Source organism: Cellulomonas sp. RIT-PI-Y (assembly GCF_025642745.1).
Classification (GTDB): Bacteria; Actinomycetota; Actinomycetes; order Actinomycetales; family Cellulomonadaceae; genus Cellulomonas.
Window position 1 is genome coordinate 12,503 of sequence record NZ_JANZKP010000022.1, and the last position, 19,052, is coordinate 31,554.

At 72.8% G+C, this 19,052-nt stretch carries 15 protein-coding genes; 10 read left to right on the forward strand and 5 right to left on the reverse strand.

What is annotated here, in order from left to right; translation table 11 throughout:
• Window positions 1-202: 202 nt before the first annotated feature.
• Window positions 203-724 carry a hypothetical protein gene (locus OGL89_RS08860; RefSeq protein WP_263119611.1) on the forward strand — a complete coding sequence of 174 codons (522 nt, stop codon included), beginning with the start codon at window positions 203-205 and terminating at the stop codon, window positions 722-724.
• On the opposite strand, the gene OGL89_RS08865 is transcribed toward OGL89_RS08860, so the two are convergent.
• Complete coding sequence (locus OGL89_RS08865; RefSeq protein ID WP_263119612.1) at window positions 718-3,414, reverse strand: HAD-IC family P-type ATPase; 2,697 nt, start codon at window positions 3,412-3,414, stop codon at window positions 718-720. The two genes, OGL89_RS08860 and OGL89_RS08865, sit on opposite strands and share 7 nt — an antisense overlap.
• Before the next feature lie 337 nt (window positions 3,415-3,751).
• On the opposite strand from OGL89_RS08865, the gene OGL89_RS08870 reads away from it, so the two are divergent.
• Window positions 3,752-6,307 (forward strand): helix-turn-helix transcriptional regulator, encoded by a 2,556-nt coding sequence (locus OGL89_RS08870; protein WP_263119613.1) that lies wholly within the window; start codon window positions 3,752-3,754, stop codon window positions 6,305-6,307.
• A 21-nt stretch (window positions 6,308-6,328) separates the two neighbouring features.
• Here OGL89_RS08870 and OGL89_RS08875 read toward each other — a convergent pair whose 3' ends face one another.
• Window positions 6,329-6,847: a TetR family transcriptional regulator gene (locus OGL89_RS08875; protein WP_263119614.1), complete on the reverse strand. Its 519-nt coding sequence runs from the start codon at window positions 6,845-6,847 to the stop codon at window positions 6,329-6,331.
• Window positions 6,848-7,032: 185 nt separating this feature from the next.
• Between OGL89_RS08875 and OGL89_RS08880 the strand changes: the two genes are divergently transcribed.
• Window positions 7,033-8,484, forward strand: coding sequence for an MFS transporter (locus tag OGL89_RS08880; RefSeq protein ID WP_263119662.1), 1,452 nt, complete (start codon window positions 7,033-7,035; stop codon window positions 8,482-8,484).
• On the opposite strand, the gene OGL89_RS08885 is transcribed toward OGL89_RS08880, so the two are convergent.
• Window positions 8,481-9,104, reverse strand: a complete 624-nt coding sequence (locus OGL89_RS08885; RefSeq protein WP_263119615.1) for an amino acid deaminase — start codon at window positions 9,102-9,104, stop codon at window positions 8,481-8,483. The two genes, OGL89_RS08880 and OGL89_RS08885, sit on opposite strands and share 4 nt — an antisense overlap.
• Before the next feature lie 128 nt (window positions 9,105-9,232).
• Between OGL89_RS08885 and OGL89_RS08890 the strand changes: the two genes are divergently transcribed.
• The 7 genes from OGL89_RS08890 (at window position 9,233) to OGL89_RS08920 (ending at window position 15,858) form a co-directional block, all read left to right on the forward strand.
• Window positions 9,233-9,937, forward strand: coding sequence for a hydrolase (locus OGL89_RS08890; protein ID WP_263119616.1), 705 nt, complete (start codon window positions 9,233-9,235; stop codon window positions 9,935-9,937).
• Window positions 9,938-9,945: 8 nt separating this feature from the next.
• Window positions 9,946-10,923, forward strand: coding sequence for a phosphate/phosphite/phosphonate ABC transporter substrate-binding protein (gene phnD / locus OGL89_RS08895; RefSeq protein ID WP_263119617.1), 978 nt, complete (start codon window positions 9,946-9,948; stop codon window positions 10,921-10,923).
• Window positions 10,920-11,744 carry a phosphonate ABC transporter ATP-binding protein gene (gene phnC / locus OGL89_RS08900; RefSeq protein WP_263119618.1) on the forward strand — a complete coding sequence of 275 codons (825 nt, stop codon included), beginning with the start codon at window positions 10,920-10,922 and terminating at the stop codon, window positions 11,742-11,744. Before phnD ends, phnC begins: the two co-directional genes overlap by 4 nt.
• Window positions 11,741-12,535 (forward strand): phosphonate ABC transporter, permease protein PhnE, encoded by a 795-nt coding sequence (gene phnE, locus OGL89_RS08905; protein WP_263119619.1) that lies wholly within the window; start codon window positions 11,741-11,743, stop codon window positions 12,533-12,535. The genes phnC and phnE (OGL89_RS08905) overlap by 4 nt, the downstream gene beginning before the upstream one ends.
• Window positions 12,536-12,573: 38 nt before the next feature.
• Window positions 12,574-13,377: a phosphonate ABC transporter, permease protein PhnE gene (gene phnE / locus OGL89_RS08910; RefSeq protein WP_263119663.1), complete on the forward strand. Its 804-nt coding sequence runs from the start codon at window positions 12,574-12,576 to the stop codon at window positions 13,375-13,377.
• Window positions 13,361-14,218, forward strand: coding sequence for a MurR/RpiR family transcriptional regulator (locus OGL89_RS08915; protein WP_263119620.1), 858 nt, complete (start codon window positions 13,361-13,363; stop codon window positions 14,216-14,218). The genes phnE (OGL89_RS08910) and OGL89_RS08915 overlap by 17 nt, the downstream gene beginning before the upstream one ends.
• Before the next feature lie 164 nt (window positions 14,219-14,382).
• Window positions 14,383-15,858, forward strand: a complete 1,476-nt coding sequence (locus OGL89_RS08920; protein WP_263119621.1) for a leucine-rich repeat domain-containing protein — start codon at window positions 14,383-14,385, stop codon at window positions 15,856-15,858.
• A gap of 95 nt (window positions 15,859-15,953) precedes the next feature.
• Here OGL89_RS08920 and OGL89_RS08925 read toward each other — a convergent pair whose 3' ends face one another.
• Together OGL89_RS08925 and OGL89_RS08930 are read right to left on the reverse strand one after the other, a co-directional pair.
• Window positions 15,954-16,667 carry a hypothetical protein gene (locus OGL89_RS08925; protein WP_263119622.1) on the reverse strand — a complete coding sequence of 238 codons (714 nt, stop codon included), beginning with the start codon at window positions 16,665-16,667 and terminating at the stop codon, window positions 15,954-15,956.
• Window positions 16,668-16,787: 120 nt separating this feature from the next.
• Window positions 16,788-18,875 carry a (Fe-S)-binding protein gene (locus tag OGL89_RS08930; RefSeq protein WP_263119623.1) on the reverse strand — a complete coding sequence of 696 codons (2,088 nt, stop codon included), beginning with the start codon at window positions 18,873-18,875 and terminating at the stop codon, window positions 16,788-16,790.
• Window positions 18,876-19,052: the final 177 nt, after the last annotated feature.

Genomic DNA, 19,052 nt, shown 5'->3' on the forward strand with positions numbered 1-19,052 from the left:
GTCGCCCCGCGGGCCTCGGCCGCGGTGGTCAGCACCAGGGCAGGGGGAGACACGGACCGACTGTCGCAGGACTCACAGCCCGAGCCGCCCGACCCGTCGCCGGCATGGGCCAGGATGGAAGCCGGCCGGACCTGCGGCGACGCACAGCGCGGCGACCCGACCGCGCACGCAGCCGGCCGCAATCGAGAGGAAGTGTGCAGTCATGGGTCTGTGGGAGCGGTACAAGTCGTTCTTCAGCGGTCCGGAGATCGACCTCACCACGGAGCTGGGTGCACAGCTGCCCGCCGGGGACGACGTCCTGGCCCACACCGGGGTGATCCCGAGTGCCTATGAGCGCGGCGGCGGTGGTGGTCTGAGCGTGACCGGCCGGGTGCTGAACGCGGCGACGTCGGCGGTGGAGAACGCGGTCTCCACCTCGCAGCACGTGGGTGGCGGCACCGACGCGGTGGCCCGGCGGCTGCCGCAGGAGGCCGGACCGCATGTGCTGGTGCTGGGCACCCTGGCGCTGACCGTCTGGGACCTGGGCCTGACCATGAATCAGACCCCCGCGGAGCTGCTGGCCACCGTTCCGCGGGCGCAGGTCGACACGATCCTCGACACCGGTGCGACGGCACAGGGCGGGGTGCCGGTGGCACGGCTGACCTTCACCGACGGGTCGTTCTTCGACTACCGGCTGGTGCAGAAGCCCGGTGACGAGTTCTGGTCCGTCGCCTCGGCCTACTGACGCCGCCGGTCGACCGCCTTCATCAGCTCGACCAGCAGGAACACCACGATCGCGAGCCCGGCGGTGAAGGCCCACTGCCGGGCTCCGATCGCTGCGGAGTCGAACCAGCTGTGCATGAACGGCGCGTAGGTGAACAGCAGCTGGAACGCGATCAGGGCACCGGTCGCCCACCAGACCACCGGGTTCCCGCGCAGCACCCGGACCGTGAGGCTGGAGCTGTTGAGGAACCGGCAGGAGAACAGGTAGGCGAGCTGCCCGAGCGCGAGCATGGTGACCGCCGTGGTCTGCGCGACGCCGTTGGACGACCCGGAGTTCCGCTCGACGAAGTAGACCGCCAGGGTGGCGCCGCCGATCAGCAGGGACGCGGTGACGACCTCGGTGAGCGAGTCCCGGCCGAGCACGGACCCGCCGGGCTTGCGCGGCGGACGACTCATCACGCCGGGCTCCGCCGGCTCGTAGGCGAGCGCGAGGGACAGCGTGATCGCGGTGACCAGATTGACCCAGAGGATCTGCACCGGGGCCAGCGGCAGGGACAGCCCGAACAGGACCGCGACCAGGATCACCAGGGACTGCGCGCCGTTGGTCGGCAGCAGGAAGACCACCGACTTGCGGATGTTGTCGTAGATCCGCCGGCCCTCCTCCACCGCGCGCTCGATAGTGGCGAAGTTGTCGTCGGCGAGGACGATCTCCGCGGCCTCCTTGGTGGCCTCGGTGCCCTTGATGCCCATCGCGATGCCGACGTCCGCGCGGGTCAGCGCCGGGGCGTCGTTCACGCCGTCGCCGGTCATGGCGACCACCTCGCCGTGGCCCTGGAGCGCCCGGACGATCCGCAGCTTGTGCTCGGGGCTGGTGCGGGCGTAGACGTCGACCTCACGGACGCGGGCGCTCAGCTGGTCGTTGGTCATCTCCTCCAGCTCGGCGCCGGTGAGGGCCAGGACCTCACCGGTGGCGCCGGCGATGCCCAGTTCGCGCGCGATGGCGGTGGCGGTGCCCACGTGGTCGCCGGTGATCATCTTGACCCGGATGCCGGCCCGGTGGCAGTCGGCGATCGCCTGGACGGCCTCCGGCCGGGGCGGGTCGACGATGCCGAGCACCCCCAGGAACACCAGGTCGGTCAGCTGTCCGGGCTCGAGGTCGTCCTGGTCCGGCGCGGTCCGCTCGGCCGCGGACAGGGTGCGCAGGCCCTGGGCGGCCAGGCCGTCGATCACCGCCTCCCAGTGCGGTCGGTCCAGCGGTTCGAGGCCACCGTCCGCGGCGAGCTGATGCGTGCACCGGTCGAGCAGCCGGTCCGGGGCGCCCACGGCGCGCACGAGCGGGTCGGCGCCGAGCGCGCTGTCCAGGTCCAGCGTCGCCATGTACTTGGTGGCCGACTCGAAGGGCAGCACCGCGAGTCGCCGGACCCCGGTCAGGTCGACGCCGGACTTGCGGGTCAGCGTGGTCACCGCACCCTCGGTGGGCTGGCCGACCACCTTCCAGTGCCCGTCCTCGTCCTGCACCACCCGGGCGTCGTTGCACGATCCCGCGGCGCGGAGCAGTCGCCGCAGATCGGTGAGCGCGGCGGGGTCGACGGTCACGTCCTCGCGGGTCAGATGGCCCTCGGGGGCGTAGCCGAGGCCGTGCACCGCGTACTCGCCGGCCGAGGTGACGACCGAGCGCACCGTCATCTCGTTGGTGGTGAGGGTACCGGTCTTGTCCGAGCAGATGGTGGTGACCGAGCCCAGCGCCTCCACCGAGGTCAGCTTCCGGGTGATCGCGTTCCGCCGGGCCATCTGCTGCACGCCGAGCGCCAGGGTGACCGTGACCAGCGCGGGCAGGCCCTCCGGCACCGCCGCCACCGCGAAGCCGATCGCCGCCGAGACCAGCTCGGGGAGCTCGAAGTCGTGGAACACCCGCCCGATGACCAGCATGAACGCGGCCATCACCAGGATGCCGATCGACAGCGCCCGGCCGAACGCGGCCAGCTGACGGGTGAGCGGCGTGTCCAGGTGGTCGACCCCGGCGACCAGCGCCTGGATCCGGCCGATCTCGGTGTCGGCGCCGGTGCTGACCACCACGCCCACCCCGGTCCCGGTGGCGACCAGGGTGCCGGAGAACAGCATCGAGGACCGGTCGCCGATCCCGGCGCGCGGGTCGACGGCGCGCGGGTCCTTGGCGGCCGGGACGGACTCGCCGGTCAGCGCGGCCTCGTCGACCTGGAGGTTCGTCGCCGACAGCAGGCGCACGTCGGCGGGCACCCGGTCACCGGAGCGGACCCGGACCACGTCGCCGGGGACCAGGGTCTCGGCGTCGACGACCTGCCACTGACCGTTCCGGCGGGCCTGCGCGTCCAGGGACAGCATGGTGCGGATGCCGTCCAGCGCCTTCTCCGCCTGACCCTCCTGGACGAAGCCGACCAGGCCGTTGACCACCGCGACCGCCAGGATCACGGTGAAGTCGATCCAGTCGCCCAGGATCGCCTTGAGCACCGCCGACGCCAGCAGGATGTAGATCAGGATGTCGTCGAAGTGCCCCAGCAGCCGTCGGACCACCCCCGGGCGCGGCGGCGCGGGCAGCCGGTTGGGGCCGGAACGCGCCAGCCGCTCCTCGGCCTGGGCGGGGCCGAGCCCCTCGTCGGTGACCCCGAGCCGGTCCAGCACCTGATCGGCGGGCTCGGCGTAGGGCAGGGGCTGGGTGGTGTTCTCGACTGTCATCGGACCTTCCGGGGTCGCTGCCGGCGGGTACAAGGGCGATCGTGCTGGTCTCGATCCTGCCAACCCCGGACAGGGTCCGTGTGGGACGCCGTGCCCAGGCGCCCGCGGGTCCGAGGTTTTACGTGGAGTTCACCGGCACCGGGTGCGGAGGATGCCGTTCCTGCCCAGACTGGTCGTCCAACTCGGTGACAGCAAGGGGGTGCGGTGCGATGGACGAGTCGATCGAGCAGCAGGACGGGTACCAGCGCGATGAGGACGTGCGCTGGTCGTCGGTGAGCAATCCGCGCCGGGTGCGCATCTAGTCGCTGATCCGGCCGACGCTGAGTAGCGTCGGCGTATGGCGGACCAGGGAGCGCTGCACGCGGAGACGGTCCGGACCGTGGTCGAGTACCTGCGGTCCGGGATCAGCGTGAACGTGGTCGGGATGCGCTCCTCCGGTCGCAGCCGGGTGCTGCGCCGGGTGGTGGAGCTGCTGGCCGACGACGGGGTCTCCGCCGTGACGGTCAGCGGGGTGGCGGCGCTGCGGGACCGTCCGCTCGCGGCGCTGGGCGTCGGTGGCGTGGAGGTCGCGGGCGGGTCGCTGTCCTCGGCGGTGAGCGCGCTGGAACGACGGGTCACCGCCCGGCCGTCGGTGCTGGTCATCGACGACGTCGAGGCGGTGGACCAGGTGAGCGCCGGCGTGGTCACCGCGGTGCGTCGGCGGGTGCCGGTCCCGGTGCTGGCCGCGAGTCGCCCGGCGGGCCGGCGCCAGGTCGAGACAAGCCTGATCACCGCGGAGCTGGCCCCCGCGGCCCGGGTGGTGCTGCCCCCGCTGCGCTACCACGCGGTGCACCGGATGGTGCACGAGCTGCTGCCCGGTGCGGTCGAGCCCTCCGCCCTGGCGCGGATCGCCACCAAGTCCGGTGGGCTGCCGGGCCTGGTCGTGGCCCTGGTCGACACCGGCCGACGCACCGGTCGGCTGGTCCTGCGGGACAACCTGTGGGTGGTCCGGGACGGTCTCTGGGACGCCTCCCTCGCGCAGGCCGTCGAACCGCTGCTGGCCGAGCTGGACGAGCCGGGCCTGGACGCGCTGACGATGCTGTCCTACGCCGGCACGCTGGACCTGGACCTGGCGCGCACGGTGGTGCCGTGGTCGGTGCTGACCCAGCTGGACGACGCCGGGCTGATCCAGGTGCTGGACGGCGACGACCGGCCCGCCACCATCGGGGTCTTCCCGCCGCTCGTCGCCGAGTACCTGCGCAACGAGTCGAGCGCGATCCGCCGGGTGCAGGCCGTCGAGGAGCTGTCCGAGCTGCTGGGCGAGCGGGGCGGCTGGCAGCCGGTGCCCGCCACGCTCCCTCGCACCGCGGCGCTGTACGGCACCGAGACCGTGCTGGGCAGCCGGTTCGCGGAGCGCTGGCAGCTGGAGGTCGACACCCGGCGCGGCGACTGGAACGCCGACCCGTCCGCGGTGACCGCGGTCCCGCTGCTGATCGCGCTGCTCGGGTCGCAGGCCGGGCCGGCGGAGATCGACGCCGTGGTCGCGGGGACCCGTCCGACCCCGGAGGCCCCCCGGTACGAGGCGCTGCTGGTGGTCTGGCACGCGGTGGACCTGGGCCTGCGTCGCGGCGAGGGCGCTGAGGCGGACCGGCGGTTGGCCGAGGCGACGACGACCTCGCCGGAGCACGCCGGGGTGCTGCAGGCCACCCGCGGACATCTGCGCCTGGTGACGACCGGCATGCCGCCGGAGGACCTGTTGCATCCGGTGGTGATCGGCGACGACCCGATCAACGCCGAGGCGCTGTGCGCGGTGCGGGCGGAGTCCCTGGTGGCCGCCGGCCGGGTGACCGAGGCGATGGCCGAGCTGGAGGGCTTCGACCCGTCCGACGAGCGGTTCCAGCTCAGCGTCCGGCTCACCGCCACCCTGGCCGCGATCTTCGACGGCCGGGCCGAGGAGGGCGTGAGCCTCGCGCTGTCGCACGCCCAGGACGCCCGCGCCGCGCTCGACCCGGGCGCCTACCAGGCGCACGCCTACGTCGCCGGGCTCGGGCTGACCATGATGGGGCGGCTCGACGAGTGCGACACCCTGCTGGCCTCGGTGCTCGCGTTGCCGAACAACCAGACGCTGCAGGTGCACTTCCGCAACGGCGTGCTGACCCTGGCGGCGGTGGTGGCGTCCTTCCAGGGGCGCACGAGCTACGCGCAGGGGCTGGCCCAGCAGGCCGAGGCGCTCGCGGCCCCCCGAGGTCCGTACCCGGCGATGGCCCCGGACATGGCGTCGATCCTGATCCGCGGCCCGGGCGCGGAGTCGGCGGACGACCTGTGGTCGATGGTCGAGGAGCGCTGGGCGGCCGGGATGGTGGTCTCCGCGGTGACCATCGCCGTGGCGTCGCTGGAACGTCGGCCCGACCTGGAGCGGGCGCGGGAGCTCGCCGACCGGGTCGCGACGGTGGACTCGGTGCTGGTGCGGAGCCTGGCGACCTACTGCGTGGCGGTCGGCTCGCACGACGTCGACGCGCTGGCCGCCAGTGCCGCGGAGCTGCACGCCGCCGGCCTGGACCTGTACGGGACCCGGGCCGGGGTGACCCGGGCGCTGGCGCTGCGCGCCGACGGCCGGCTGGACGAGGCCGCCCGGCAGGCCGACCGGACCTGGGCCGAGGCGGCGGTGCACGCGGGCGACCTGCGGGGGTTGTTCGCCCCGCTGGCCGCGTCGGTCGAGCTGACCTCCCGGGAACGGGAGATCGCGGTGATGGTCTCCGAGCGGATGCCGACCGCGGAGATCGCCACCGCCCTGGTGCTCAGCGTGCGCACCGTGGAGAACCACCTGCTGAACGCGTTCCGCAAGGTCGGGGTCGACAACCGTGAGGCTCTGGCCCGCGCGGTCGACACCTGGGCGGCGACCGGGTCGCTCTGAGGCTCCGCCCGGCGCCGGGGGTCAGCCGCGCAGCCGGGCCAGGATCTCCCGCGCGTGCTCGAGCGCGCCCTCGTCCCGGCTGCCCGCGACCGCGTTGTAGTACATCCCGTCGCCGATCAGCTGGATCACATGGGCCAGTGCCGGGTCGCCGAGCTCGGCCAGCAGGGCGTCGTACCAGGCGGCGCGCAGGTCGTCGAGCACCGAGTCCTGCCCACCGGACTCCTCGGCCAGGCGCGCGGAGGCGATCAGCGCCCGGTCCAGCGCGCCGCCGGAGGCCGTCGACTCGACCAGGTAGTAGTCCGCCGCGCCCTCGGGTGCCGCCCTCATCGCGGCGATGTCGGCCTCGCCCAGCGCGCGGAGCCGGTCGTGCTGCCCGGCCTCCAGGGCGGCCTTGTTCTTGAAGTGGTAGAGCAGCCCGCCCTTGGACACCCCGGCGGCGGCGGCGACCGCGTCCAGGGTGGCGGCGCGGCTGCCGTGCGCGATCAGCACCTGCTCGAAGGCGTCCAGCAGGCGGTCGCGGGTGTGCGCGGGGTCGGCCATGGGGACGACGGTACCGGGGTCTTGCACTGTACCGTCCAGACGGTACAGTGGACCGGGTCGAGAGCCGCCCCGGACCGGGCAGAGCGCGACCCCCTTCCCCGACGACGGTTGAAAGGCCTCGTGCTGTGTCCACGCTTCTCGTTCCCGTGAAGGCGACCCGCCAGTGGGCGGCGCTCGCCGTCCTGATGTTGCCCGTGCTGCTGATCTCGGTGGACAACACTGTCCTGAGCTTCGCGCTGCCCGCGATCACCACCGCGCTGGGCGCCACCGGTGGGCAGCTGCTGTGGATCGTGGACGCCTACCCGCTGATGCTGGCCGGTCTGCTGGTGCCGATGGGTGCGCTCGGGGACCGGGTCGGGCGTCGGCGCCTGCTCCTGATCGGGGCGACCGGCTTCGCGCTGGTGTCGCTGCTGGCCGCCTGGGCGCCCACCCCCGCCCTGCTGATCGCGGCCCGGGCGCTGCTCGGCGTGTTCGGGGCGACCCTGATGCCGTCCACGCTGTCCCTGCTGCGGAACGTGTTCACCGACCGGGCGCAGCGCCGGCTGGCGATCGCGATCTGGGCGGCGGGCTTCGCGGCCGGCGGGGCGCTGGGGCCGATCGTCGGCGGCTTCCTCCTGACCCACTTCTGGTGGGGATCGGTGTTCCTGCTGAACACCCCGCTGCTGCTGGTGCTGATCCCGCTCGCGCTCTGGCTGGTGCCGGAGTCCCGCGATCCGCATCCCGGGCCGGTCGACGTGCCGAGCATCCTGCTGTCCCTGCTGACCATGCTGCCGCTGGTGCACGCGATCATCGAGGTCGGCGAGCACGGCGTCAGCGCGAGCACCGTCCTCGGGGTCGCGATCGGTCTCGGCTCCGGGTGGCTGTTCGTCCGTCGCCAGCGCCGGCTGGCCTCGCCGATGCTCGACGTCATGCTCTTCACGCGGGCCACCTTCAGTGGCGCGGTGTCCGCCAACCTGCTGTCCGTGCTGGGCTTCAGCGGCCTGCTGGTCGTGGTGTCCCAGTTCCTGCAGCTGGTGCTGGGGCTGTCCCCGATGGACGCGGGGCTGGTGCTGCTGCCCGGCCTGGTCGCCTCCGTGGTGGCGGGCCTGCTGGCGGTCAAGCTGGTCCGGCACCTCCGGCCCGCGACCCTGATCGGCGGGTCGTTCCTGCTGGCCGCGCTCGGCTACCTGTTGGCCAGCAGGGTCGGCACCGACCCGACCGCCGGGACCATCGCGGTCGCGTTCGTGGTGATGGCGCTCGGCGTCGGGCTCGCGGAGACCCTGACCAACGACGAGATCGTCGCCTCGGTCCCGGCGGAGAAGGCCGGCGCGGCCTCCGCGGTGTCGGAGACCGCCTACGAGCTGGGCACCACCCTCGGTGTCGCGGTGCTCGGATCGGTGCTCAACGCCACCTACCGGGCGCAGGTCGTCGTCCCGTCGTCGGTCACCGCCGACCAGGGGCACGCGGCCGCGGAGACGCTGGCCGGTGCGGTACGGGTGGCCGAGTCGCTCGACCCGGCGGCGGCGTCGCAGCTGCTGGACTCGGCGCGGTCCGCGTTCGACCTGGGGATGCAGCGGTCGGCGCTGGTCGGGATCGTGGTGGCGGTCGGCGCGGCCGTGGTGTCGTTCGTGACGCTGCGGAAGGCGACCGGGGACTAGTCGTCCAGCACCACGTTGAACCGGGCCGCCACCGGCAGCCCCCGCAGTCCCTCGACCCCGGCGACGTCGACCGGGAACGCCGTCACCACCCGACCCGGCCACCCGTAGACCAGCGCGCCCCCGGCGGTCACCACCGTGCGCAGTCCGACCGGCCCGTCCTGGACCAGGACGGCGTCGGCGGGCGGCTGGTCCAGCAGCGGCAGCACCGCCTCCGTGACCCGCTGCGCCAGCGTCCGCCGGTCCGGCCGGTGCCACGGCAGGAAGTGCTCGGCGGGCAGCCCGAGCCCGGTCGCGAGCTCCCCGCCGAGCCACCGGTCGCGCTTGGGGCCGTAGGGCGTGGCTGCGGTGGACAGCAGGTAGCTGTACACGTGCGCCAGCCCCGCGTTGGTGGCGGGGAACTCCTCGGGCAGCGCGGCCCAGCGCTGCAGCACGTGCAGCGGCGGGGCGTCCAGCATCGGGGTGCCGGTGTTCTCGTCCAGCAGGGTGGACCGGCCCCAGTGCGCGAAGGTCCCCTCGGCGGCGTCCTGCCGGATCTGCTCGGTGAGCCAGGGGAGGGCGTCGGCGGTCAGGGGAAGGCCCTCGGACAGCTCGTGGGCCACGCGATCCAGGTCGGTCAGCACGTCCCGCACGGTAGGGCAGCCGAGTGAACGCGAAGTTCACCGGGGCGTTACCTGCGCGGGACGTGCCGTCCATGAGTGGTGCCTAGCGTGGACGGTGCGTCCATCGCCCCGTCCACGATTGGTGACCCGTGTCCCGCTCCGACACCCTGCTCCTGCTCGACTTCGACGGCACCGTCGCGGTCGGTCACGGCCCGGTGCGCGCCTACGCCCGTGCGGCGGTGGCCCTGCTGCCGGCCGCCGACCAGCGGTCCGTGCTGTACCGACTCGACGCGGTGCTGGACGGCGGGGAGGACGACGGCCTGCTCCCGCTGGACGGGTACGACCTGGTGCGGATGCTCGCCGAGCAGCAGGGCGTCGGGCCGCATGCGCTGTCCGCCGCGTACCTCGCCTCCCGGCACGCGCTGGCCACCGACCAGGCCCCGATCAGCGCGCCGCCCGGACTGGCGGACCTGCTGGCCGAGCTGCGCACCGACGCGACGATCGTGCTGGCGACCAACGCCCCCGACATCCGCCTGCGCGAGGCGCTGCGGATCATCGGGCTGGGCGGCCTGATCGACCGGATCGCCCCCGAGGCCGCCAAGCCCGGTGGCATGGGCGCGCTGCTCGACTCGCTGCGGGTCGCCCCGGCCGGACCGGTCCGGGTGCTCTCCGTCGGCGACGTGTGGGCCAACGACCTGGCCCCCGTCGCCGCCCGCGGTCACACCACCGCGCTCATCTCCCGGTGCCCGCCACCGGAGGCCCGGCCCACGCACGTCGGACCGGACATGCCGTCCCTGTACCCGCAGCTGCGCAGCTGGGTGCAGTCCTCCCCCCTCACCCTGATCGCCGAATGAAGGACACCATGAAGAAGACGCACGCCCTGTCGGCTGCTGCCCTGTTCGCGACCGCCGCCCTCGCCCTGTCCGCCTGTTCCGGCTCCGCGGACGCCTCCTCGTCGGAGGACGCCGGCTCCGAGGACCCGACCAGCCTGACCCTGGCCCTGGTGCCGTCGCAGGACCAGGACGGCCTGGTCGACACCGCGAAGCCGCTGACCGACTTCCTCACCGAGGAGCTCGGCATCGAGGTCGACGGGGTGGTCTCCAAGGACTACCAGGCGGCCGTCGAGGCGATGGGCGCCGGGCAGGCCCAGATCGGCTTCCTGCCGTCGCTGCAGCTGTGGCAGGCCCACGACATGTACGACGCCTCCGTCGTGCTGCAGACCGAGCGCAACGGGAACATCTCCTACCCGGCGCAGTTCATGACCAACAACCCGGACAAGTACTGCGACGACGAGCCGGTCGAGCGCGACGGGATGCTGTTCTGCAACGGCGCCGACGCGATGGCCGGCCCGGCCGGTCTGGACTCGATCGCCCAGGTCGAGGGCGCCAAGGTCGCGGTGCTCGGTCCGGCGTCCCCGGCCGGGTACATCTACCCGATCCTGGCGCTGCAGGAGGCGGGTCTCGACACCGACACCGACATCCAGCAGGTCCCGGTGACCGCCAACGACGCCTCGGTGCTCGCGGTCTACAACGGTGACGCCGAGGTCGGCTTCTCGTTCTGGGACGCCCGCACCATCGTCGCCTCCGACACGCCGGACGTCGGGCAGAAGGTCGTGGTCTTCGCCCTGACCGAGGAGATCCCGAACGACGGGGTCGCCCTGACCGACGACCTGTCGCCGGAACTGCAGGACCGGATCACCGAGGCCCTGCAGTCCTACTCCGAGTCCGAGGAGGGCTCCGCGGTCCTGGAGTCGATCTACTCCATCACCAAGCTCGCCCCGGCCGACCCGGACAGCCTGGACGTGGTCGCCCGCGCGGCCGAGAAGCTCGGCCTGCAGTGACGTCGACGACCGCCGCGGCGGTCCCCGGGGCGGGTGCTGCGGCGCCCGCCCCGTGGCCGTTGCGACTGCACGAGGTGACGGTCCGCTACCCGAACGGCGTGGTGGGCCTGGACACGGTCAGCCTGGAGATCGGCGCCGGTGAGATGGTCGCGGTCGTCGGGCTGTCCGGCTCCGGCAAGTCCACGATGATCCGCACACTGAACGGTCTGGTGCCGGTGACCTCCGGCACCGTCGAGGTGGGCGGGCACGACCTGACCGCCGCCCGCGGCCGGGGCCTGCGCGCGTTGCGCGGGGACATCGGGATGATCTTCCAGTCCTTCAACCTGGCCGGGCGTGCGTCGGTGCTGTCCAACGTGCTGGTCGGCCGGGTCGCGCACACCCCGACCTGGCGCACCCTGCTCGGGCTCCACACCGCCGAGGACAAGGCGATCGCCGCGGACGCGCTGGACCGGGTCGGCATGCTGGACCGCGCCTGGCACCGTGCGGGGCACCTGTCCGGCGGTCAGCAGCAGCGGGTGGCGATCGCCCGGGCACTGGCCCAGCAGCCCCGCGCCGTGCTCGCGGACGAGCCGGTGGCCAGCCTGGACCCGCCGACCGCGCACGGGGTGATGGCGGACCTGCGCCGGATCAATCGTGAGCTGGGCATCACCGTGGTGGTGAATCTGCACCTGCTCGACCTGGCCCGGGAGTACGGCTCCCGGCTGATCGGGCTGCGCGCCGGCACCGTGGTGTACGACGGGCCGGCCGCGGGCGCCACGGACGCGGTGTTCGAGGACATCTACGGCCGGTCGATCCGGCCCGACGACGTGCTGGGCTCATGAGCGGCGTCGTACTGCCGCCGCGGCCCGCCGCCCGGTGGAAGGGCGCGCTGGCCGCCGTGGTGGTGCTGGCCGTCACGGTGGTCACCCTGCTGCCGGGGATCGGCGTCGAGGTCGACCTGGGCGCGCTGGCCCGCAACTGGCAGAACGGTGCGGACAAGATCGTCAAGCTGCTCCGGCCGGACTGGTCGTTCTTCCCGCGCACGGTCGGCCCGCTGCTGGAGACCCTGCAGATGGCGGTGATCGCGACCGCGGTCGCCGGTCTGGTGTCGGTGCCGCTCAGCCTGTGGGCGGCCCGGACCACCAACCCCGGCCCAGTCGGCCGCCGGGTCGTGCGCGGCGTGCTGAACGTGGTCCGCGCCGTGCCCGACCTGCTCTACGCCGCCGTGCTGGTGGCGATGGTCGGCGTCGGCGCCCTGCCGGGCATCCTGGCGCTGGTGCTGTTCGACGTCGGGATCGTGGTGAAGCTGGTCTCCGAGCAGCTGGAGGCGATGGACACCGGTGCGTTGGAGGCCGGCCGGGCCGCCGGCGGCAGCCAGCTCCAGGTGAACCGCACGGTGGCGTGGCCGGAGATGACGCCCGGCTTCCTCAACCAGCTGCTCTACGTGCTGGAGCTGAACGTCCGGGCGTCGTCGGTGCTCGGCCTGGTCGGCGCGGGCGGGATGGGCCTGCTGATCGACGCGGTCCGCTCGTTCTACCGGTACGACCAGCTGTCCCTCATCATCCTGGAGATCCTCGTGGTGGTCCTGGTCATCGACCTGGTCAGCAGCGCCGTCCGCCGGAGGCTGGTGTGAGCGTGCTGACCTCCCCGTCGTCCCGGGTCGCGGACGACGTGTCCCTCCCGGCCCGCCCGTCCCGGCTGGTGCGGCGCCTGCTGGTCGTCGCGGTCACCGCGGTCGTCGTGCTGGCGTTCTGGTCGGTGGAGATCAGCTGGGGGCGGCTCGCCGACCTGCCGTCCGAGGTGGTCCGCTACCTCTGGCTGATGTTCTCCGCGCCGGACTGGTCCGCGCTGCCGGAGGCGCTCTGGCAGACCTGGCGGTCGGTGGCGATGGCCTGGCTGGGCACGGTGCTCGGCGTGCTGATCGCCACCCCGCTGAGCCTGTGGTCCGCCCGTGGTCACGCGCCGGCGCCGGTGCGCGGGGCGCTGCGGTTCCTGTTCGGGCTGATCCGGGCGGTGCCGGAGATCATCATCGCGATCATCATCCTGTCGGTGACCGGGCTGACCCCGCTGACCGGGGCGCTCGCGCTCGCGGTGAACGGTGTCGGCACCCTCGGCAAGTGGGGCTACGAGTCGATCGAGGGCATCGACCGCGGCCCGGTCGAGGCGGTGCGCGCCGCCGGGGGCAACGGGGTCGAGGTGCTCCGCTGGGGCGTCTGGCCGCAGGCGCTGCCGGAGTTCCTGGCGTTCTGGCTCTACCGGTTCGAGATCAACGTGCGGTCCTCCGCGGTGCTCGGCCTGATCGGGGTCGGCGGCATCGGTGACATGCTCACCTCCTACACCCAGTACCGGCAGTGGTCGGTGGTGGGCGTGCTGCTGATCGTGGTGGTGGTCGTGACCGTCGCGATCGACGCCGTCTCCGGGGCGCTGCGCCGCCGGATCATGGAAGGAGCGCGTGTCCGTGCCGTCGAGTCCTGAGCTCGCAGCCCCGCCCACGGTACGGATCGCCACCGCCCTGCCCAGCCTGCAGCCCACCGAACGCCGGGTGCTGGAGCTGGTGCTGGCCGAGCCGGAGCGGGTGGTCGAGGCCACCGCTCAGCAGGTGGCGGATCTGATCGGGGTCGGCCGCGCCTCGGTGGTCCGGGCCTGCCAGTCGATCGGCTACAAGGGGTACCCGCAGCTGCGGGTGGCACTGGCCGCCGAGCTCGCGCACCGGGAGGCGCAGGTCGACTACGGCTCGTCCGCGCTGGGTCAGATCCGGGCGGACATCGCCGCGCTGGCCGCCGCCCTGCCGCAGATCACCGCGGTGCTGGCCGAGGACACCGTCGAGCGCGCGGTGGACACCCTCGCCCGGGCCGCGCGGCTGCTGGTGCTGGCGAACGGGCTGTCCGCGCCGCTGGCCACCGACATGGCGATGCGGCTGACCGCGGTCGGCCGGACCGCGGACTTCGTCGCCGACTCGATCGGGCAGCAGATCGCCGCGCGGGGCCTGGGCCCGGACGACGCCTGCGTGGTCATCTCCGGCTCCGGTGCCAACGAGGCGAGCCTGCGGGTGGCCCGTGCCGCCCGGTCCGGCGGTGCGACGGTGATCGCGGTGACGTCGTTCCGCGATTCCCCGCTCGGCGAGCTGGCGGACACCGAACTGGTGATCGCCCCCGCGGCGACCACCTTCCGCCGCGAGCTCGAACGGACCTCACGCACGGCGCTCGCGGTGCTCGTCGAGTCCCTGGTCGGCATCGTCGCCGCCCGCCGCGGCCCGCACTCCACGGCCGCCCACGCCCACGTCCTCGACATCCTCTCCGAGAACCTCACGGACTGACCCGGATCGGTTCCGCGGCCGCGGTGGCGGCCACTCGTCGGTGGAAGCACGTAGCCGTTAGGTAGGTCGCACGGAGGAGCGCGGAGCTGCGCGTGAGTGTCCCCCTAGCGTCCGTAGCGTCCGGAGGCCCTGACCCTCCCCAGCCGATCCGAAGGTGAGACCCCGTGTCCCGAACCCTCCGTACCGGTGCCCTCCTCGGCGCCGGTGTTCTGCTCAGTGGCGCCCTGTGGGCGGTACCCGCCGTCGCCGCCGACGACCTCGTCCCGGACCCCGCGCTCCGCGCCTGCATCGAGGAGGCGTTGGCGGGTCAGGGCCTGACCCCGTCCCCGGGCGGTCTCACCGCGGAGGACGTGGCCACCGTCCAGGTGGTCCGCTGCAACGACAGGGGGGTGACCGACCTCAGCGGACTCGAGCACGCGGACTCGCTCGCCCGACTGGAGATCGCGGCGCCTTATGCCCTGGACGATTCGCCCCGCGTCTCGGACCTGACCCCTCTGCAGAGTCTGCCGAGGCTGGAGTCCCTGGCAGCCAGCAACAACCAGATCGGCGACCTGGGCCCGCTCGCCGGTGCTCCGGTGCTGCGCTCCGTGGTGGTGGCGTCGAATCTCGTCACCGACCTGACTCCGATGGCGGATGTCCCGCTCCTGAGCGATCTCAACATCAATGACAACTACGTCTCCGATGTGTCCCCCCTCCGGGGCACCGCCCTGGAGTACCTGTACATGGACTACAACGCGGTCAGCGACCTGAGTCCGCTGGCCGGGATGAGCGCGCTGCAGCGGGTGTACGCCGCGGAGAACGGCATCAGCGACATCAGCTCGCTGACCGGCCTGACCAGCCTCAGGAGGCTGGATCTGGGCAACCGCGACTGGCAGTGGCCGATCTACAGCGATCAGTTCGGCATGGACCCCGATCCCCGGGAGGTCGCGGCCTCGGCCCGCTCGGCGAACAACCGGGTCCGCGATTTCACCGTGCTGTCGCAGATGCCGGACCTGGGTCAGCTCTACCTCGACGGGACGGGCCTGACCACGGCGGACCTGACCGCGCTGGCCCCGCACCTGCCGGACCCGGAGTTCGGCCTGAGCCTCGACCTGAACGGCAACCACCTCACCGACCTCTCGGCACTGTCCGGGCCGCAGGAGCGCTACGTGTCCGCGATGGCCCAGAGCGTGGAACTGCCGCAGACCACCGTGGGCGAGCCGACGGCGTTCGCTGCGTCACCCCGGCCCGGGGTGCTGGCCGGGCTCCGGGTGGTCGACGGGCCGGCGGAGCCGTCGCCGGAGGGCTGGACCTTCGTCGAGCCCGGCGAGGCGACGATCGCATGGTCGTACGATCTCTGGTCCGATGACGAGGAGGGCCAGGAACTTCCCGTCCAGATCTCCCCCTTCGACGGCGTGGTGCGGCAGTCGGCCGTGGCTGCGGTGCCTGCCCCGGACCCGGAGCCTGCCCCGAACCCGAACCCGGACCCGGCCGGTGCCGGTGGTTCGCCTGCCGCCGCGGTGGCCGCACCGCCGCAGGTGGACGTCCCCTCCCACCGAACCCTCGCCGTCACCGGCTCCGGGCTCGCCCTGGGTGCGGTGGCCGGTGTCCTGATCGCGTCGGGGTCGCTCGCCGTCCGGGCTCGCCGTCGGTCGCACTGAGGCGAGAACGGACACGAACCGATCGAGCCTGCCGGGAGGTCTTCCCGGCAGGCTCGATCGGTTCCCTGTGGCGCCCGGTCAGCGGGCGCCACAGCTCACTGCCAGGTGATCGGGGCGGGGAAGTAGGGGTTGTCCGAGGACGCGATGAACGACGAGTAGGACTCGCCGTTGTACTCGGCCGCGGTCACCGGCTGGGCCTCGGCCAGCGCGACGAAGCAGCTGACCGAGGTCCGGGTCTCCTCGTCGTACTCCGGCAGCAGCAGGCCGCAGTTGTCGCCGGGGGAGTTGAAGGAGAACCCGCTGGTCAGGTACTGGGTGTCCGTGCCGTCCGCCGCGATCGGGAACAGGTCCACGGTGGTCGGGTCGTAACCCTCCGGGGTGTCGTACAGCCACTGGTGCTGGGTGATCACCGCGTAGGGGGTGTACGCCTCGAACTCCTCGGCGTTGCTGAACTGGTTGTAGATCGACTTGTCCAGCTCGCGGATCTCCAGCACGGCCACGCCGACACCGCCACTGACCTCCTGCTCGCCGAAGGTCTCGGTCTGATTCAGCCACGCCGGGGTACCGAACGGCAGGGTCGTGCCGGGGCCGGTGACCGCACCGGGGGCGCCGAAGTCGACCGCCTGCACGTCGTAGTCGGTGTCCAGGGTGGTGTCCTCGGGATCTTCCTCGGCGGTGGAGTCCTGCGAGGCGGTGGTCGACTGGTCGCGGGGGTCGTCCTTCTTGTTGCCGCTGCTGGTGGCGCTGCACCCGGTGAGCACCAGGGCGAGGGCGAGGACGGCGGGCACGGCACGGGACAGGGGGCGCACGGGAGAACCTTCCGGGGCGGCTGATCGGCGGACGGCACCCGCGGCACAGCGGGCGCTCAGTGACTGTATGCCACAGATGGGGTCGGTCCGCGCGACCTGGCCGGGGGCCGAACGGGTGGATCAGGCCCCGCGTACCCGCCCGGCCAGCAGCACGGCGATGTCCGCGACCTCTGGCACGCCGATCGACTCCCGGTCCAGCTCCGCCGCCGCGACCCCGTCGTGCAGCATGACGGTGCAGAACGGGCAGGCCGTCGCGATCACCTCGGCACCGGTGTCGATCGCCTCCTGTGCCCGGGCGGTGCCGATCCGGGTGCCGATCGACTCCTCGATCCACATCCGTGCGCCACCCGCACCGCAGCAGAACGAGCGCTCGCGGTGGCGCGGCATCTCGGTGACCTGTGCGCCGGCGGCGGCCAGCAGCTCGCGCGGCGGGCTGTAGACCTGGTTGTGCCGGCCCAGATAGCACGGGTCGTGGTAGGTCACGTTGCCCAGGTCCGCCCCCTCGACCGGGATCAGGCGCTGCTCGGCGACCAGCCGGTTCAGCAGCTCGGTGTGGTGCACCACGTCGTAGTGCCCGCCCAGCTGCGGGTACTCCCGGGACAGGGTGTTGAAGCAGTGCGCGCAGGTCACCACGACCGCCGTCGCGCCGGCCTGGTTCAGCGTCTCCACATTGGCCGAGGCGAGCATCTGGAACAGCACCTCGTTGCCCGCTCGCCGGGCCGGGTCGCCGGTGCAGCCCTCGCCGTCGCCGAGCACCGCGAAGGAGACCCCCGCGGCGTGCAGCAGCTCGGCCACCGCCCGGGTGGTCCGCATCGCCTTCTCCTCGAAGGAACCGGCGCAGCCGACCCAGAACAGGTAGTCGACGTCCGCCGCCGACGTCACGTCCGCCCCGACCACCGGCACGTCGAAGTCCAGGCCCTTGGCCCAGTTCAGCCGCTGCCGGGCGGGCAGGCCCCACGGGTTGCCACGTCGCTCCAGCTGGGTGAACGTCCCGGCGAGCTCCGCGGGGAAGGCGGACTCCATGAGGGTCTGGTAGCGCCGGATGTCGACGATGGTGTCCACGTGCTCGATGTCCACCGGGCACTGCTGCACGCACGCGCCGCAGGTGGTGCAGGCCCACAGCGCGTCGGCGTCGATCACGCCGGAGGCCACCAGGTCGACGTCCACATGACCCGATCCGGTGGCGGTCAGGTACGGGGCGGTCGCCGCGGCCTGGTCGCGCAGCGCCATCACCACCCGCTTGGGGGACAGCGGCTTGCCGGTGGCCCAGGCCGGGCACTGGTCCTGGCAGCGACCGCACTCGGTGCAGGTGGCCACGTCCAGCAGCTGCTTCCAGCTCAGGTCCTCGACCGCGCGCGCCCCGAGCCGCGCGTCCTCCGGCAGCGACTCCAGGGCGGCGACGTCCAGCTCGGCGCCGTCCACCCGGATCGGCTCCAGCGGACCCAGCGCCGGGCGACCGTCGTCGTAGCGCTGCGCGTAGACGTTCACCACCGCGAGGAACCGGTGCCAGGCGATCCCCATGGTCGGCCGGCTGCCGACGATCACGAACCAGCTCATCGATACCAGGATCTTCACCGTCGCGCAGAGCACGACCAGCGCCTCGACGGTGGCGGTCGGGACCGGCGCGAACAGGTCGCCGATCCACGCGGTGGTCGGGAAGTGCCACGCCGACCCACCGCCCAGCCGGTACTCCAGCCCGCGCAGCAGCAGCACCGCCAGCACCACGGCCAGCACGGTCCCCTCGACGACCGCCGCCTGCGCCGTGTTCGACCCGGTGAACCGGGACGCGGGACGACGGCTCAGCCGGATCCGCAGCCCGATCAGCGCCAGGATCCCGGCCAGCGACAGCCAGGCGATCGCCTCGGTCAGCCACTCCCAGGGCGGCAGGTGCCCGATCAGCGGCAGGCTCCAGGCCGGATCGACGATCTGCCCGTAGCCGGTGACCAGGGTGAAGAACAGGATCGGGAAGGACACCATCACGGTCCAGTGCGCGATCTTGACCACCGGGGTGTGCTGGAACCGCCCGTGCCCGAGCATCTCGCGCAGCACCAGCCCGACTCGGCGGAGCACCGGTCCGGAGCGTCCCGGAGCGGGCCGGCCCATGGTGATCGCGCCGGTCAGCCGCACCGCGCCGCGGAGGAAGACCGCCACCCCCACGACGGTGCTGAGGAGCACCAGGGTCAGGCAGCTGAGGCGCAGGACGGTCACCGCACGAGGCTAGCCCGGTCCGACCGGGCCGGGCCGGGACCTGTTACACCCTCGGCGAACACACGTGTCGGACCGAAGGACCCACTTGATAGAGTGGTGGAGATCCCTTGACCACGACGACGCCCTGCGTTGCCGTGCGTCGTCGTACCCACTGTCTGACAACTGAAGTCGTCGTTC